15 protein-coding genes are annotated in these 16,279 nt (G+C 70.4%); all 15 read right to left on the minus strand.

What is annotated here, in order from left to right; translation table 11 throughout:
- Nucleotides 1–153 precede the first annotated feature (153 nt).
- A complete protein-coding gene (locus AC6F7H_RS06535; protein WP_500755812.1) occupies nt 154–969 on the minus strand; it encodes a F0F1 ATP synthase subunit delta in 816 nt (271 codons plus the stop codon).
- Nucleotides 966–1,511, minus strand: a complete 546-nt coding sequence (locus AC6F7H_RS06540) for a F0F1 ATP synthase subunit B (RefSeq protein WP_500755814.1) — start codon at nt 1,509–1,511, stop codon at nt 966–968. Before AC6F7H_RS06540 ends, AC6F7H_RS06535 begins: the two co-directional genes overlap by 4 nt.
- A gap of 44 nt (nt 1,512–1,555) precedes the next feature.
- The gene (gene atpE / locus AC6F7H_RS06545) at nt 1,556–1,786 is read right to left on the minus strand and encodes an ATP synthase F0 subunit C (RefSeq protein WP_067391271.1); all 231 of its coding nucleotides are present in this window, start codon (nt 1,784–1,786) and stop codon (nt 1,556–1,558) included.
- 70 nt (nt 1,787–1,856) lie between these two features.
- Complete coding sequence (gene atpB / locus AC6F7H_RS06550) at nt 1,857–2,678, minus strand: F0F1 ATP synthase subunit A (protein ID WP_500755815.1); 822 nt, start codon at nt 2,676–2,678, stop codon at nt 1,857–1,859.
- A 225-nt stretch (nt 2,679–2,903) separates the two neighbouring features.
- Nucleotides 2,904–3,353 carry a Cg1360 family ATP-synthase-associated protein gene (locus AC6F7H_RS06555; RefSeq protein WP_500755816.1) on the minus strand — a complete coding sequence of 150 codons (450 nt, stop codon included), beginning with the start codon at nt 3,351–3,353 and terminating at the stop codon, nt 2,904–2,906.
- A 369-nt stretch (nt 3,354–3,722) separates the two neighbouring features.
- Nucleotides 3,723–5,090 carry an MraY family glycosyltransferase gene (locus AC6F7H_RS06560; RefSeq protein ID WP_500755817.1) on the minus strand — a complete coding sequence of 456 codons (1,368 nt, stop codon included), beginning with the start codon at nt 5,088–5,090 and terminating at the stop codon, nt 3,723–3,725.
- A gap of 193 nt (nt 5,091–5,283) precedes the next feature.
- On the minus strand, nt 5,284–6,528 hold the full coding sequence (gene glyA / locus AC6F7H_RS06565; RefSeq protein WP_500755818.1) for a serine hydroxymethyltransferase: 1,245 nt from the start codon (nt 6,526–6,528) through the stop codon (nt 5,284–5,286).
- A gap of 281 nt (nt 6,529–6,809) precedes the next feature.
- Complete coding sequence (locus AC6F7H_RS06570; protein ID WP_109378026.1) at nt 6,810–7,487, minus strand: arsenate reductase/protein-tyrosine-phosphatase family protein; 678 nt, start codon at nt 7,485–7,487, stop codon at nt 6,810–6,812.
- Nucleotides 7,484–8,131, minus strand: a complete 648-nt coding sequence (locus AC6F7H_RS06575) for an L-threonylcarbamoyladenylate synthase (RefSeq protein WP_109378103.1) — start codon at nt 8,129–8,131, stop codon at nt 7,484–7,486. The genes AC6F7H_RS06570 and AC6F7H_RS06575 overlap by 4 nt, the downstream gene beginning before the upstream one ends.
- 55 nt (nt 8,132–8,186) lie before the next feature.
- Nucleotides 8,187–9,026 (minus strand): peptide chain release factor N(5)-glutamine methyltransferase, encoded by an 840-nt coding sequence (prmC, locus tag AC6F7H_RS06580; protein WP_109378027.1) that lies wholly within the window; start codon nt 9,024–9,026, stop codon nt 8,187–8,189.
- A gap of 69 nt (nt 9,027–9,095) precedes the next feature.
- Entirely contained in the window at nt 9,096–10,172 is a 1,077-nt protein-coding gene (gene prfA, locus AC6F7H_RS06585) for a peptide chain release factor 1 (RefSeq protein WP_500755820.1), read from the minus strand.
- Between the two features lie 110 nt (nt 10,173–10,282).
- Nucleotides 10,283–10,504 carry a 50S ribosomal protein L31 gene (rpmE, locus tag AC6F7H_RS06590; RefSeq protein WP_202277427.1) on the minus strand — a complete coding sequence of 74 codons (222 nt, stop codon included), beginning with the start codon at nt 10,502–10,504 and terminating at the stop codon, nt 10,283–10,285.
- Between the two features lie 182 nt (nt 10,505–10,686).
- Nucleotides 10,687–11,793, minus strand: a complete 1,107-nt coding sequence (locus AC6F7H_RS06595; RefSeq protein ID WP_500755822.1) for an LCP family protein — start codon at nt 11,791–11,793, stop codon at nt 10,687–10,689.
- A gap of 234 nt (nt 11,794–12,027) precedes the next feature.
- Entirely contained in the window at nt 12,028–13,848 is a 1,821-nt protein-coding gene (locus AC6F7H_RS06600) for a trypsin-like serine protease (RefSeq protein WP_500761688.1), read from the minus strand.
- A gap of 168 nt (nt 13,849–14,016) precedes the next feature.
- Nucleotides 14,017–16,068, minus strand: coding sequence for a transcription termination factor Rho (gene rho, locus AC6F7H_RS06605; protein ID WP_500755823.1), 2,052 nt, complete (start codon nt 16,066–16,068; stop codon nt 14,017–14,019).
- Nucleotides 16,069–16,279: the final 211 nt, after the last annotated feature.

Here is a 16,279-nt window from a genome sequence, read left to right on the forward strand (position 1 = left end):
GAAGTTTCACTTTGGGGGTATTCCACGAGTCGGGACTCCCCCCAGAAGAGGTGAATCCTCTGCACGGCCCAACCAGGGCCGCAAGTACGTTCTTGGTGTTCAGTTGCTGCGTTGGTCGCGTCTGTCGCGCCGTGCGCGACTGCCGCGTCGGCGCTAGCTCGCCAGTCGGCGGCTCGCGTCCTCCAGCCGGTCCGCGATGGAGCCGTTGATGACCTCGTCGCCGACCTGCACCCGCATCCCGCCGATGACCTCGGGGTCCACGGCGAGGTTGAGGTGCATGCGGCGGCCGTAGAGCTTCGCGAGGCCGGCGCCGAGGCGCTGCTTCTGCACGTCGCTCAGCGGCACCGCGGAGGTGACGACGGCCACCATGCGGTCACGCCGCTCGGCGGCGAGCTTGGACAGGGACTCGAGTCCCGATTCCAGGCTACGTCCCCGCGGCGTGGTCACCAGACGCGTCACCAGACGTTCGGTGGTCGCGTGCGCCCTGCCCCCGAGCAGGCTGTGCAGCAGCTCGCTCTTGGCGGAGGTGGTGGCCTTGCGGTCGGTCAGCGCGGCGCGCAGCTCGTTGCTCGAGGAGACGATCCGGCCGAACCGGAACAGCTCGTCCTCGACACCGTCGAGCGCGCCCGCCTGCTGCGCGGCGGTGAGGTCGGCGAGGTCGGCCAGCTCCTCCAGTGCGTCCACCAGGTCGCGGGACTGCGACCAGCGGGAGCGCACCATGCCGGACACCAGGTCGGCGGCGGTGCCGCTGAGCTGGCTTCCGAGCAGGCGCTGGGCCAGTTCCGCCTTGGCCTCGCCGGCCTGCGCCGGGTCGGTGAGGACCCGGCGCAACGACACCTCGCGGTGGAGCAGCGCGGTGACGGCGGCCAGCTCTTCGGCGAGCGAGCCGGCGTCGACGGACGTGGAGTCCGTCAGCGCGTCGAGACGCTCACGTGCGGCTGCCAGGGCCTCGCGGCTCGCTCCGTTCATCGTGCGGCCTCGGCCTTCTGGTCGAGGTCGTCGAGGAACCGGTCGATCACGCGGCTCTGCCGGGCGTGGTCCTCGAGGGACTCGCCGACGAGCTTGCCGGCCAGGTCGGTGGCGAGCTTGCCGACGTCCTGGCGCAGCACCGACGCGGCGGCCTTGCGGTCCGCCTCGATCTGCGAGTGACCGGCGGCGATGATCTCCTCACGCTGCCGCTGGCCTTCCGCGCGCATCTCGGCGATGAGCGTGGCGCCCTGCTCCTGCGCCTCCTGGCGCAGGCGCGCGGCCTCGTGCCGGGCCTCGGCGAGCTGGGCCTTGTACTGCTCGAGGACGCTCTGGGCCTCGGTCTGAGCGGCCTCGGCCTTCTCGATACCGCCTTCGATGGCCTCGCGACGCTGCTCCAGAACCTTGTTGATGTTCGGGAGGAGCTTCTTGGCGAGGAAGCCGAAGACGATGACGAAGGCGAGCAGGCCGATGACGAGCTCGGGAATCGGCGGGACGAGGGGGTTCTGAGCCTCCTCGGCCGCGATATGAAGCAGTGCGCTCATATCAGAGTGCCTTTCGTCTAGTGGGCCGGTCGTGGATCAGATGATCACGTGCCGTAGACGAACGGCATGACCAGGCCGATGAGGGCGAGCGCCTCACAGAAGGCGAAGCCGAGGATCTGGTTGGCGCGGATCAGACCAGCGGCCTCGGGCTGGCGGGCGAGGGCCTCGGTGCCCTTGCCGAAGATGATGCCGACGCCGATGCCGGGGCCGAACGCGGCGATGCCGTAGCCGATGGAAGCGATCGAGCCGCTGACGGCGGCCAGGGTCTGGGACATTCCGGTTCTTCCTTTTCTTCACGGGCCGGTGGGGGTGGTCCACCGGTCGAATGGGGGCGGTGCGGGACGCTCAGTGCTGCTCGGCGAGCGCGCCCTGGATGTAGGTGCAGGCCAGGAGGATGAAGACGTACGCCTGCAGGGCCTGGATGAAGAGCTCGAAGACGGTCATCACCAGGACCATCAGGAACGAGACGCCGGCGTAGGCGATCCCGATGCCGTTCAGCAGGTACCAGCTGGCGATGGTGAACAGCACCAGCAGGATGTGGCCCGCGAACATGTTCGCGAAGAGTCGCACGGCGTGGGTGAAGGGCCGCACGAGCAGGTTCGAGAAGGCCTCGATCAGCATGACGACCGGCAGCGCGGCACCGAGCGACTTGTCGTAGCCGGTGAAGTTCTTCAGGGCACCGACGAAGCCTTGCCGCTTGAAGGTCAGCGAGACCCAGACGATGTAGACGACCAGCGCGAGGCCCAGCGGGTAGGCGAAGATCGACGTCACCGGCATCTGAGCGAGCGGGATGATCGACCAGAGGTTCATCATCCAGACGAAGAAGAACAGCGCGACGATGAACGGGACGTACTTCTCGCCCTCGCGCTTGCCCATCGTCTCGTAGACGACACCCCGGCGGACGAAGTCGTAGCCGGCCTCGGCGACCATCTGGAGCTTGCCGGGGACGACCTGGGGCCGGCGGAACGCCGCCCAGAAGAAGCCGACGATGATGATCGAGCCGAGCAGCGCCAGCAGCATCGTCTTGTTGAAGTACACGCTGCTGTCGGCGTCGCCCCACAGGGGCTCGAACAGGAACGAGTGCAGCCCGGGAGACGGGAAGCCACAACCGTCGAAGATGTGGCAGTCGGTCTCGAAGGCGAGCACCTGTGTCGGGTCAGCACTCACCGCGGGCTCCTTCAGCGTGGCGCATGGATTCGGCAACCTCGTGGTGTCGGCGCGGCACGGGGCCGCGGTTCGGCACGGGACTGGTGTTACGGATGTGGGGGCGGCAGTGGGGCATCTCGCCTCGCGATGTGACAGGCGTCAGCTCGGATGCCCGCGCCCGCGATGCCGCAGTTGGCACCGGACGATAGCAGGGTCCGTCGTGCGCCTTTATCCCGGCCCTACGCCTCACGACGGCCGCTCCGCGGATTCCTTCTTCTCCGCCGCGTTCCCGGCCGTCGTGGGCTCGGGGTCCACGTAGAAGGTCTTGGCCTTCATCGTGGCCCGCGCCTGCGCGGCGACCCAGGTGAGGGTGGAGACGAGCAGCGAGAGGGCGAAGACCTTCGGGTGGAACAGGGTCGTGTCCTTGAAGAGCGCGATGAAGACGAAGATCAGCAGGATCTGCGTCATGTACATCATCAGCCCCATCGCCTGGAACAGATGAGGTATCGACCTGGCGATCCACTGCAGGACGTACAGACCCGTGCCCATGAGCAGGATCACGAGCAGCGCTCCGATGACCGCTCCGATCACCCCCTGGCCGCCTTCGACGGCACCACCGACCGCGACCGCGACCGCACCGACGGCAGCGGTGGGGACGGCAGCCTGGATCAGAATCCGGACGTCGTTGGACGGCATGACGGAACTCCGCTTTGAGCAGGGGGCATGAGGCACATGAGATGTCGTCGGGGACGAGCGTAGTCCCCCGGATGGAGTGAGCTTTCCTCTCCACCGTCGAACCGTTGCACCACGGTCCGCCGGCTCTCTCCGGTGAGACTCGTGAACGGTATCACAAACTATTTGATGGACTCTTTACCTAATGGGCGTGCGGAACGTGGCGCACGAGGGTGAAGCGGCACGCCTGAGCACGCGCGAGGGTGACTTGTCTGATATTGGGGGCTTCGCACCCCCAAGAGTGCCCCATCACAGCCCCACGACTTGGCAATGCTCTAGTCGGATTCTTACCTTGACCGTGCCGCCCGTCCCGACGTCCGTCGTGACGCCCCGTCAGCGGGAGCTGCCTGCCTTACCCCGGTCGCCCAGACGTGCGTGGTGGCCGAGGGCCGTCGCGCCGTTGACGCCCGAGACGCCGGCGGTGACCGGGGCGCGGTGGCCGTCGGCGGCCTCCTCGGGGGCATCGGCGGCCCGTGACCGCGCCGTGGCGGGGTCGCCGGAGGCTTCCGGCGCTTTTGGCGTCGCCAGGGCCCTGCGGCGGCGGTAGCGCGGCGGGACGAACGCCTCCGCCCAGCGCGGCGCGCGCGGGGTGAACCGGGGCAGCAGGAGCAGCAGCAGACCGATGGCGCTCAGGATGACGACGCTCAGCACGATCCACATGGACGCCGAGTTGACCGAGTAGGCGAGCGCGCCGAAGGCGATCAGCGCCGACCAGAAGTACATGATCAGCACCGCCCTGCTGTGCGAGTGGCCGATCTCCAGCAGACGGTGGTGCAGATGGCCCCGGTCCGCCGCGAACGGCGACTGGCCGCGCCAGGTGCGCCGCACGATGGCCAGGACCAGGTCGGCGGCCGGCACCGCGATGATCGTCAGCGGCAGCAGCAGCGGGATGTAGACCGGCACCGTCTGGTGCACGGCCTCCCTCTCCGAACCCGCGTACAGGTTCAGCGCGTCCGGGTCGACCTGTCCTGTGATGGAGATCGCACCGGCGGCGAGGACCAGGCCGATGAGCATGGAGCCGGAGTCGCCCATGAAGATCCGCGCGGGATGCATGTTGTGCGGCAGGAAGCCCAGGCACATGCCCATGAGGACGGCCGCGAAGAGCGTGGCGGGGGCTGCCGCCTCGATGTTGTAGCCGAACCAGATGCGGTAGGCGTACAGGAAGAACGCGCACGCGGCGATGCACACCATGCCCGCCGCCAGCCCGTCCAGACCGTCGACGAAGTTCACCGCGTTGATGGTGATGACCACCAGGGCGACCGTGAAGAGCGTGCTCTGCCACTGGGTGAGCGCCACCGTGCCGACACCCGGCAACGGGATCCACAGGATCGTCAGCCCCTGCATGACCATCACACCGGCGGCGATCATCTGGCCGCCCAGCTTGATCAGGGCGTCGATCTCGAACTTGTCGTCCAGCACACCGATCAGCCAGATCAAGGCGGCCCCTGACAGCAGGGCGCGCGGTTCGTTGGACCTCTCGAAGAGCTCGTTCAGGTTCGCCAGGTGGCTGGCCACCAGCAGGCCCGCGCACAGGCCGAAGAACATGGCGATACCGCCGAGCCGCGGAGTGGGTTCCCGGTGCACGTCACGTGCCCGGATCTCCGGCATCGCCCCCGCCACGATCGCGAACTTCCGTACCGGCCCTGTCAGCAGATACGTCACCGCGGCCGTGATGCAGAGCGTCAGCAGGTATTCACGCACGGGCTTCCCCACAGGTCTCGCTGGCCATCACAGCCCCACACCCTAGCGAGGCACGCATACGGGTGAGGACTTCCGGGTAGCGACGATGGTTGCACGAGTGACTGTGCGGTCGGTCCGGCATGCGGGTGCGCCTACCCCGCATGCGCGCCGATACGGGTGCGAAAACCCGGCCGGGTGAGCCGGGTGACACGTCTCAGCCGGGATACGGCGGAAAGGCCGCGGTCAGTTCCCGTACGTCCTCGCGGGCCCGGGCGGGCTCGGTGCCGCCCCGCAGGACGCTCGCCAGCAGGCCCGCGATCAGTGCCATCTCCGGCTCCCCCATGCCCTGGGTGGTCACCGCCGCGGTGCCCAGGCGCAGCCCGCGGTCGTCGGCGTGCGGCAGCGCGCAGCAGTCCAGGACGATCCCGGCCCCCGCCAGCAGGCCGCGGGCCTCACGTCCGGCGACGCCGAGCGGGGCGGGGTCGGCGGTGATCAGATGGGTGTCGGTGCCGCCGGTGGTGACGACCAGTCCCTCGTCGGCCAGTGCGGCGGCGAGCGCCCGCGCGTTGGCGACCACCCGGTGGGCGTACACGGTGAACGCCGGTGTCGCCGCCTCCCCGAACGCGACCGCCTTGGCGGCGATCGTGTGCATCTGCGCCCCGCCCTGGGTGAAGGGGAAGACGGCACGGTCGACGCGCTCGGCCAGTTCCGCGCCGCACAGGATCATGCCGCCGCGCGGCCCGCGCAGCACCTTGTGCGTGGTGGCGCAGACGATGTCCGCGTACGGGACCGGGTTCGGGGCCGCTCCCCCGGCGACCAGGCCGATCGGGTGCGCGGCGTCCGCGATGAGGTAGGCGCCGGCCTCGTCGGCCACCTCGCGGAAGAAGGCGTGGTCGATGTGGCGCGGATAGGCGATGGAGCCGCACACGATCGCCTTGGGCCGGTGCGTACGGGCCAGGGTGCGGACCTGGTCGTGGTCGATGAGCCCGGTCTCCGCGTCCGCGCCGTAGCCGATGAAGTCGAACCAGCGGCCGGAGAAGTTCGCGGGCGAGCCGTGGGTGAGGTGGCCGCCGTGGGGCAGGCCGAGGGCGAGGACGGTGTCTCCGGGGCGCAGCAGGGCGGCGTAGGCGGCCAGCACGGCGGACGAGCCGGAGTGTGCCTGGACGTTGGCGTGGTCGGCGCCGAACAGCGCCTTGGCACGCTCCACGGCGAGGCGTTCGGCGAGGTCGACGATCTCGCAGCCGCCGTGGTGGCGGGCGCCCGGGTACCCCTCGGCGTACTTGTTGGCGAGCGGGGAGCCGAGGGCGGCCAGCACGGCCGGCGAGGTGAAGTTCTCGGCGGCGATCAGCTGGAGCGTGGTCGCCTGCCGCTCACGCTCGCCGAGCAGGATCTCGGCGAGTTCGGGGTCCTGTCGGCGCAGGACCCCGAACTCGCCCTCGAGGGTGTGGGTGACCGTCATGGTGGGCTCCCGGACGTCGACGCCGGCGTACGACCAATGTAGGCCCGCCGCCCCCGGGCCGCCCGGCCGCCGCGCTCTCCCGGGGTGCCGGACGCCACCCGGAGAGCGGCGGGCGGTCGCCCCGCAGCCACCACCGCCCCGACAGCCCGTACGGAGCCCGCCCGGACGGCCGGACGGCCCGCCACACGGTGGCGGTGTGAACGGCCCGGGACCGTGGCGCCCGGGGCAGGGACCCCCGCACCCCGGGCAGGACGGTCGGACGCGCGATCCGGGCGGAGCGGTCAGGCCCGGGTCGGGACGCCGGTGAGGGCGGTGACGACAGGGTCCAGGGCCTGGTGTATCTCGTCGCCGATGGAGCGGAAGAGGGGCAGGGGTGCCCCGTACGGGTCGAAGACCTCGTCCGCCTCGGCGGTCGGGGCCAGCAGCCAGCCGCGCAGCGCGGCGGCGGCGCGGACCAGGGCGCGGGCGCGCATGACCAGGCCGTCGTCCAGCGGGGGCAGCGTCGCCGGGTCGATCGCGTTCACCAGGCGGGTGAACTCCTTCAGGGTGAAGGTGCGCAGGCCCGCCGAGTGGCCCATGGAGATGACCTGGGCGCGGTGGTCCCGGGTCGCGGTCAGGACCAGGTCGGCGCGGATGACGTGCTCGTCCAGCAGCTCACGGCCGACGAAGCCGGAGGCGTCCGCGCCGAACTCGGCCAGCACGGTCTCCGCGTGCGTCTCCATCGGCGCGCCCTCGTGGCCCCAGGTGCCCGCGCTCTCCACGATCAGGCCGCAGCCCAGGATGCCCAGCCGCTGGTTCACGAAATGCCGGGTCAGCCGCTCGGTGATGGGCGAGCGGCAGACGTTTCCGGTGCTGACGTGGAGGATGCGGAAGCTGTCGCGCGGAAATCCGAAGGTGGTCGTCTCCTCCGCGTCGCTCTCCCCGTTGCCTATGCCACGCCCCGACTCGGGCGCCGTCAATTCGCCACCTCGAGGTCGGGTACCACTTTGCGCAGCTCCTCCGGAGAGACGGCGCCTTCGCGCAGCAGTACGGGCACGGGGCGCGTGACGTCGACGATCGACGAGGGGACGATGCCCGGGGTGGGCCCGCCGTCGAGGTAGACGGAGACGGAGTCGCCGAGCATGTCCTGCGCCGCGTCGCAGCTCTCCGGCGCGGGGTGCCCGGTCAGGTTGGCCGAGGAGACGGCCATCGGGCCGACCTCGGTGAGCAGTTCGATGGCGACCGGGTGCAGCGGCATCCGTACGGCGACCGTGCCCCGGGTGTCCCCGAGGTCCCACTGGAGGGACGGCTGGTGCCGGGCGACCAGGGTCAGCGCGCCCGGCCAGAAGGCGTCGACCAGTTCCCAGGCCTGCTCGGAGAAGTCGGTGACCAGGCCGTGCAGGGTGTTCGGCGAGCCGATGAGCACCGGCGTGGGCATGTTGCGGCCGCGCCCCTTGGCCTCCAGGAGGTCGGCGACGGCCTCCCCGGTGAACGCGTCCGCGCCGATGCCGTAGACCGTGTCCGTCGGCAGCACCACGAGCTCGCCACGGCGGACGGCGGACGCGGCTTCACGCAGACCGGTCGCGCGATCGGTCGCGTCGTTGGTGTCGTATCGCCGAGCCATCTGGCGGGCCTCCTCGTACACGTGCGGCTGGGGGTGGATGAAGTCTGCGGGGAGCTCACGGGACCGCCTTGCGGGCGGTGGCGAACCGGGGCCGGTTGTTCAGATCGGGGTGGTCGGCGGCGTCGGTCCAGCCGCGGTCCTCGGCGAAGATCCACGGCACCTGGCCGCCCTGGGTGTCGGCGTGCTCGACGACGACCACCCCGCCGGGGCGCAGCAGCCGGTGCGCGGTGCGTTCCAGGCCGCGGATGAGGTCGAGGCCGTCCTCGCCGGAGAACAGCGCCATCTCGGGGTCGTGGTCACGCGCCTCGGGGGCGACGTACTCCCATTCGGTGAGCGGGATGTACGGCGGGTTGGAGATCACCAGGTCGACCTGGCCGTCGAGGTCCGGGAAGGCCGTCAGGGCGTTCCCCTGGCGCAGTTCGACCCTTGACCCCTCCATGTTCTTGCGGGTCCACACCAGGGCGTCCTCGGACATCTCCACGGCGTACACCCGGGACCGCGGGACCTCCTGGGCCAGTGCGAGCGCGATCGCTCCCGAGCCGGTGCACAGGTCGACGACGCACGGCTCGACGACGTCCATGGCCCGTACCGCGTCTATGGCCCATCCGACGACCGACTCGGTCTCCGGGCGCGGCACGAACACCCCTGGCCCCACCTGGAGTTCGAGGTAGCGGAAGTAGGCGTGCCCGGTGATGTGCTGGAGCGGTTCGCGCGCCTCTCGGCGGGCGACGACCTCCCAGTACCGGGCGTCGAAGTCGGAGTCCTTCACCTGGTGCAGCTCGCCGCGCTTGACTCCGTGCACGAACGCGGCGAGCTCCTCCGCGTCGGTGCGCGGCGAGGGCACGCCGGCGTCGGCGAGCCGCTGGGTGGCCTGGGCCACCTCCGTGAGCAGCACGCTGCGGGGGTTCGGGGGGCGCCCCCCAAATGGTTGCTGCACGCTGGTCCTCCGGGCTGTCTACGAGAGTTACGCTGCGGCGAGCTTGGCAGCCGAGTCCGCGTCGACACAGGCCTGGATCACCGCGTCCAGGTCGCCGTCCAGGACCTGGTCCAGGTTGTACGCCTTGAACCCGACGCGGTGGTCCGAGATGCGGTTCTCCGGGAAGTTGTAGGTACGGATCTTCTCGGAACGGTCGACGGTACGGACCTGGCTGCGACGGGCGTCGGAGGCCTCCCGTTCCGCCTCCTCCTGCGCCATCGCGAGCAGCCTGGAGCGCAGGATACGCAGTGCCTGCTCCTTGTTCTGCAGCTGGCTCTTCTCGTTCTGGCAGGAAGCGACGACTCCGGTGGGGATGTGCGTGATGCGCACGGCGGAGTCGGTGGTGTTGACGGACTGCCCGCCGGGGCCCGAGGACCGGTAGACGTCGATCCGCAGATCGTTCGGGTTGATCTCGACCTCGATCTCCTCCGCCTCGGGCGTCACCAGGACGCCCGCCGCGGAGGTGTGGATACGGCCCTGCGACTCGGTGGCCGGCACCCGCTGCACGCGGTGTACGCCGCCCTCGTACTTCAGCCGGGCCCACACGCCCTGTCCGGGCTCGGTGGCGCCCTGGCCGCCCTTGGTCTTCACGGCGACCTGGACGTCCTTGTAGCCGCCCAGCTCCGACTCGGTGGCGTCGATGATCTCGGTCTTCCAGCCGACGCGCTCGGCGTAGCGCAGGTACATGCGCAGCAGGTCTCCCGCGAACAGGGCGGACTCGTCGCCGCCCGCGCCCGCCTTGACCTCGAGGATGACGTCCTTGTCGTCGCTGGGGTCGCGCGGGACCAGCAGGAGCCGCAGCTTCTCGGTCAGCTCCCCCTGCTGCCGTTCCAGGTCCTTGACCTCGGCGGCGAAGTCCGGGTCGTCGGCGGCCAGTTCACGCGCGGCTTCGATGTCGTCGCCCGTCTGCTTCCAGGAGCGGTACGTGGCGACGATCGGGGTGAGCTCGGCGTACCGCTTGTTCAGCCTGCGCGCGTTGGCCTGGTCGGCGTGGACCGACGGGTCGGCGAGCTTCGTCTCCAGGTCGGCGTGCTCGGTGACGAGTTCCTCGACGGCCTCGAACATCTTGGGCTCCTGCTACTGCGTGGGAAGGGGAAGGCGGGCGACCAAAAACGCCGGTCCCGGCGGGCGCCCCCAGCAGGAGGCGCTGCCGTGGACCGGCGATAGGTGGCTCGCTACTTCTTGGAGCCGGAGGCCTTGCCGAAGCGGGCCTCGAAGCGGGCCACACGGCCACCGGTGTCGAGGATCTTCTGCTTGCCCGTGTAGAACGGGTGGCACTCGGAGCAGACCTCGGCCCGGACGGTGCCGGACTCGATGGTGCTGCGGGTGGTGAACGACGCGCCGCAGGTGCAGCTGACCTGCGTCTCGACGTACGCGGGGTGGATGTCGCGCTTCAAGGTGTCTCCTAGATCGTGGAGGGCGCCGGGTCGCCACCACGGGATGCGGGAGCGTGAACCGGAGCCGACGTACCAGTCTGCCAGGACTGGGGCCATCCCCCAAAACCGGGGGCGGCCGTCGTTTGTTCCCGGGGCGGGTCCGGCTCGCGACGCCGGGGGCCCGAGGGACGCTCGAGGCGTGCTCAAGATGCGCTGACGACGCCCTCGGCCCCACCCGTGGCCGTGTCCGCCGTCGCCGAGCGCGGGATCGGTTCGTCGTTCTTCAGGGCCTCCCAGACCAGCCGCGCCTTCTCCTTCCACGGCAGGACGCGGTTGGGGGCGGCGGGGTCGTAACGCACCGGCATGGTCACCATGTCCATGTCGCCGGGGCCGATGCCCTTCAGGCCGTCGACGAAGGACATCAGGGAGTTCACCGAGCCCAGGCCGGAGTCGGTGGTGACGGTCCTGGTGGCCGTGTCGGCTATGTCGTAGAGCTTCTTGGGATCGGCGAGGAGTCCGACGTCCTTCACCTGCCGGACCAGGGCCCTGAGGAAGGCCTGCTGGATCTGGATGCGGCCCAGATCGGAACCGTCGCCGACGCCGTGCCGGGTGCGCACCAGGCCGAGGGCCTGTGCGCCGTCGAGCCGGTGGGTGCCTGCCGCCAGCTCGAGGTGGCTGTCGGGATCGTCGATGTCCTCGGTGGTGGTGACCTCGACGCCGCCCAGTTCGTCCACGATTTTCTGGAAACCGGTGAAGTCGACCTCCAGGTAGTGGTCCATGCGCAGGTCGGTCATCGACTCGACGGTCTTCACGACGCAGGTGGCCCCGCCGGTGGCGTACGCGGAGTTGAACATCACACCGTTCGCGGCGGGGTGGGTGCCGCCCTCGGTGTCGGTGCACTCGGGCCGGTCGACGACGGTGTCCCGCGGGAGGGACACCACGGACGCCTTCCGGTGCCCCTCGTGGACGTGCACGATCATCGCGGCGTCGGAGCGGGCGCCGCCGTCGTCGGTACCGCCGCCGAGCTTCCGGTTGTCCCCGGAGCGGCTGTCGGAGCCGAGGACGAGGACGTTCTCGGAGCCGTCGCCGGCCTTCTCGGGCCGGTCGGTGCCGAGGAGACGGTCGATGTCGATGCTCGTGAGGTTGCCGTTGAGTCTGACGTACACGTATCCGGCGCCGGCGCCGCCCAGGACGAGGACGGCCGCGGCGGTCCACGCCATGGCCCTCAGACCGCTGTGCCGCCTGCCGTGCGGCGTGCGGCGCCTTCTCCGGGCCGGTGGGCCGGCCTCGGGTGTGCTCTCCGCGGACATGCGCTCCTCAGCTCCTGCCCGGTCGGTCGCTCCTGCCTCCGGTGCCGGACCCGGCCGGATGGCGACCCGTACAGCAGCCATTTTCCCGCCGTACCCGTCGTTCCGCCGCCCGGCCGGAGGGGAGGACCGGCCCGTGACCGCACGACACCCCGGGCCCGGCCGTCGCACGGCCGGGCCCGGGGTGTTCCGTTCAGGAGCGGTGAGCACGGCGCTCACCTGTGGTGTCCCGCGCCGTCAGCCGAAGATGCCGTACTGCTGGAAACCGGTACCGACGGAGATCCTGGCGGCGAAGATCCCGCTCGTGGCCTTCCCGGTGCCCTTGTACAGGTACAGGGTGCCGCCGGGGGTGCGGGCCAGGAAGTCGGCCTTGCCGTCGCCGCTGACGTCGCCCACGGTGGCGAAGGCGTTGTACGTCTTGCTGCTCCAGGTGCGGACCTTGACCCGGCCGGAGAAGGCACCGGTGCCGGCCTTGCCGGTGCCCCGGTACAGGTACACCGCGCCGGTGCTCTTGTGGCGGGCGATCAGGTCGGTCTTCCCGTCGCCGTTGAAGTCGCCGTGGCCGCGCACGGAGTTGTACTGGTTCCAGCCGGAGCCGACCTTCACGCGGGCGGAGAAGGTGCCGTTGCCCTTGCCCGGGTAGATCCACAGCACACCGGCGGAGTCCACGGACAGCAGGTCGGGCAGGTAGTCGCCGGTGACGTCACCGGGGGCGACGATGCGGGTACGGGACTTCCAGTTGTCGAAGATGCGCTTGGTGGACCAGGTGCCGCTGGAGATCACGTACCGGGTCCAGTAGACGGCGCCGTCGCTGCTGCGCCGGTACACCAGGTCCTGGTACCCGTCCCGGTTGAGGTCGGTCTGCAGGACGACGTTGACGCCTTTCCAGTTGCCCCAGGACTCGCGGGCCGCGAAGGAGGAGCCCTTGGAGTCCATGGAGTAGCCGGTCGTCGTCGAGGACTTGCGCACCCACAGGTCGGCGCGGTGGTCACCGCTGATGTTGGTGTCGTCGACGCGCGCGTAAGCGGCCCCGACGTAGCTGCTCACCTTGGCGAAGACGCTGTAGGCGCCCTTCTCGACGCAGTCCCTCACGCCCCAGGAGACGACGCCGACGATCCGGTTGTTCACGACCAGCGGGCCGCCGGAGTCGCCGTTGCAGGCGGAGGTGGTGCCGCTGTCGGTGCCGGAGGCGGGCTTGCCCGCGCAGACCATGTGGCCCTTGACGAAGTCGGCGCCGTAGGTGCGGGCGCACGTGGCGTCGGACTGGATGGGCAGCGTGGCCGCCTTCAACGTCTCGGAGACGTCCTGGCTGGTGGAGCTGGTGCGGCCCCAGCCGTAGACCTTGGCGCTCTTTCCGGCGGCGTAGGAGGCGGTGTCGCCGGAGGTGGTCATGCGGATCGGAGTGGCCTTGACGGGGCCGGGCAGGGTGAGCACCGCGATGTCGTTGTCGATGGTCGTCGCGTTGTACGACGGGTGGTTCCACTGACGCCAGACACCGGAGACGGTGCCGCCGCGCAGGTTCCCGTCGGCGGAGGGGAGCTGTGCGGTCCCCGTGACGACGGCGCCGTTGGCGTTCCAGTTGTATCCCTTGACGCAGTGCGCGGCGGTGAGGATCTTCGTCGGGGCCACGACGGCACCACCGCAGAAGAAGCCGATGTCGTCGCTCGTGCGGCTGGTGCCCCGGTCGTCGTAGTAGTGGAGCTGCGCCATCCAGGGCGCAGAGGTGATGGCGGTCGTGCTGCCACCGATGATCTTCGCGTCGATGACGGAGCCGCTGCTGCCGGCGCCGGTGGTGGTGCTCTTGCTCAGCGACGACCGGTTCGCCTGGCCGGCGGTGTCGTCACCGGCGAGCGCGCCGGCGACGCGCTTCTTCAGCTCGGCCGGTGACGGCGAGCTGAACGCCGGGGCGGCGGTCGGCTGCGGCTGCGGCTGCGGCAGCACGGTGGCGGCGCCGGCGGACGAGGTCAGCAGTGCGGCGGTGACGGCCGCGGCGACGCCGGCGGCGGCGACGGGCAGCGCGATTCTGATCCGGCGTCTGTGCCGACCGCCCCCGGACATGGAAGTACCCACGCAAGTCCCCCCTCGGGATCGGAAGTTCGGGTCTCGATGTGAAGATCGGCCCGGAACAGCGTGATCGTACACCTGTCCGAGTACATGCAAAGGGCCGCTCCCCTCGGAGGGGAGCGGCCCTTGTGCCAGGTGGAGCCGAGGTGGGCGGGAGGGACGTCAGTCGCCGTTGCCCGGTGTCGGCGTCGTCTTCTGGATCTGCAGCAGGAACTCGGCGTTCGACTTGGTCTGCTTCATCTTGTCGAGGAGCAGTTCGATCGCCTGCTGCGAGTCGAGCGCGTGCAGCACCCGGCGCAGCTTCCAGACGATGGCCAGTTCGTCACTGCCGAGCAGGATCTCCTCCTTGCGGGTGCCGGACGCGTCGACGTCCACCGCGGGGAAGATGCGCTTGTCGGCGAGCTTCCGGTCGAGCTTGAGCTCCATGTTGCCGGTGCCCTTGAACTCCTCGAAGATCACCTCGTCCATGCGGGACCCGGTCTCCACCAGCGCGGTGGCGAGGATGGTCAGCGAGCCGCCGTCCTCGATGTTGCGGGCCGCGCCGAAGAAGCGCTTCGGCGGGTAGAGCGCCGTCGAGTCGACACCACCGGACAGGATGCGGCCGGAGGCCGGGGCGGCGAGGTTGTACGCACGGCCCAGACGGGTGATCGAGTCGAGCAGCACGACGACGTCGTGCCCCAGCTCCACCAGGCGCTTGGCGCGCTCGATGGCGAGTTCGGCGACCGTGGTGTGGTCCTCGGCCGGGCGGTCGAAGGTCGAGGAGATGACCTCGCCCTTCACCGACCGCTGCATGTCGGTGACCTCTTCCGGACGCTCGTCGACGAGGACGACCATCAGGTGGCACTCGGGGTTGTTGTGCGTGATCGCGTTGGCGACCGCCTGCATGATCATGGTCTTGCCGGTCTTCGGCGGGGCCACGATCAGACCGCGCTGGCCCTTGCCGATCGGCGACACGAGGTCGATGATCCGCGTGGTGAGGACACCGGGGTCGGTCTCCAGACGGAGGCGGTCCTGCGGGTACAGCGGGGTGAGCTTGTTGAACTCCGGGCGGCCGCGGCCGTGTTCGGGCGCCATGCCGTTGACGGAGTCCAGGCGGACCAGCGCGTTGAACTTCTCGCGGCGCTCGCCCTCCTTGGGCTGGCGCACCGCGCCGGTGAGGTGGTCGCCCTTGCGCAGGCCGTTCTTGCGGACCTGGGCGAGGGAGACGTACACGTCGTTCGGACCGGGCAGGTAGCCGGAGGTCCGGATGAACGCGTAGTTGTCGAGGATGTCGAGGATGCCCGCGACCGGGATCAGGACGTCGTCCTCGGTGATCTGCGGCTCCTGCACGTCGTCGCGCCCGCGCCGGCCGCGACGGTCGCGGTAGCGGCCGCGCCGGCCGCGACGGCCGCTGCCGTCGTCGTCGTAACCGTCGTCCTGACGGCCGCCGCCCTGCTGCTGGCTCTGCTGACGACCCTGGCCGCCCTGACCGCTCTGGCCGCCCTGGGTCTGCTGCTGGTCGTCGCCCCTGTGGCGACGGTCACCGCGGTCCGCCCGGTCGCCCCGGTCGCTCCGGTCATTGCGGTCGCGGCCGCGGTCACGGCGGTCGCGGCGGCGCCCGTCGTGACCGTCGTGGTCGGACTTGGCGTCGCCCTGCGACTGCTGCGACTGGGCCTCGGTCTTCGACTCGTCCTGCGGCTCGGTCTTCGCCTCGACGGCGGTCTTCTCCGACACGGTGGCCGGAGCGCCCGCCTCAGCGGTGACGCGACGGCGGCGCTCGACGGGGGCGGCCTCGGCGGCGGGGGCCTGCTCGGCCGGCGCGGAGACCTTCGGCGCCGTCTGGCCGGGAATGTCGATCTGCTGCTGGGCCGCGGCGTCTTCGGCGGCGGCCTGCTTCTTCTCGGCGGTCTCACCCGTACGGGTCCGGGAGGTGGCGCGACGCTTGGGCTTGGTCTCCGCCGCCTCGGCCGGGGCCTCGCTCTTCGGCGCGGCGGCACCTGCTCCCGCCTGCGCCTCCTTGATGACCTCGATCAGCTGACTCTTGCGCATACGCGCGGTGCCCCTGATACCGAGGCCCGATGCGACCTGCTGAAGCTCGGCCAGCACCATGCCTTCGAGGCCGGTACCGCGGCGCCGCCGGGAGCCGGCACCGCTGGCAGGCGCGGAAGCGTCCGTGGCGGGCGCGGCAGCGGTCTCCTCGACACGTGCGCCCATCAGATCGGTGGTGTCGCTCACGAAGGGTCCTTCCCTGGAGCGGACGTCGGCCTGTCTGGCTCGGCGACCGGTTGTGCTGTCCGGCTTCGGTTCTTACTGTGCGAACCGTGCCGGGGCGGTTGTCCGCCGGAACGGCGGAAGAAATTTCTGGTGATGGCGCTTGCCGAGCCGTGACATCCAGTGTCACGTGGCGCGGTCGCACCGGTTCCGGAGCGTGCTCGGCGGGCCGTTC

The organism is Streptomyces sp. MMS24-W38, from assembly GCF_059889265.1.

Bases quoted from the DNA above. Each gene is read 5' to 3' on its own strand.
- AC6F7H_RS06535 (WP_500755812.1), bottom strand. From the start codon at position 969: ATGAACGGAGCGAGCCGCGAGGCCCTGGCAGCCGCACGTGAGCGTCTC.
- AC6F7H_RS06540 (WP_500755814.1), bottom strand. From the start codon at position 1,511: ATGAGCGCACTGCTTCATATCGCGGCCGAGGAGGCTCAGAACCCCCTC.
- atpE (WP_067391271.1), bottom strand. From the start codon at position 1,786: ATGTCCCAGACCCTGGCCGCCGTCAGCGGCTCGATCGCTTCCATCGGC.
- AC6F7H_RS06555 (WP_500755816.1), bottom strand. From the start codon at position 3,353: ATGCCGTCCAACGACGTCCGGATTCTGATCCAGGCTGCCGTCCCCACC.
- glyA (WP_500755818.1), bottom strand. From the start codon at position 6,528: ATGACGGTCACCCACACCCTCGAGGGCGAGTTCGGGGTCCTGCGCCGA.
- AC6F7H_RS06575 (WP_109378103.1), bottom strand. From the start codon at position 8,131: ATGGCTCGGCGATACGACACCAACGACGCGACCGATCGCGCGACCGGT.
- prfA (WP_500755820.1), bottom strand. From the start codon at position 10,172: ATGTTCGAGGCCGTCGAGGAACTCGTCACCGAGCACGCCGACCTGGAG.
- AC6F7H_RS06595 (WP_500755822.1), bottom strand. From the start codon at position 11,793: ATGTCCGCGGAGAGCACACCCGAGGCCGGCCCACCGGCCCGGAGAAGG.
- AC6F7H_RS06600 (WP_500761688.1), bottom strand. From the start codon at position 13,848: ATGTCCGGGGGCGGTCGGCACAGACGCCGGATCAGAATCGCGCTGCCC.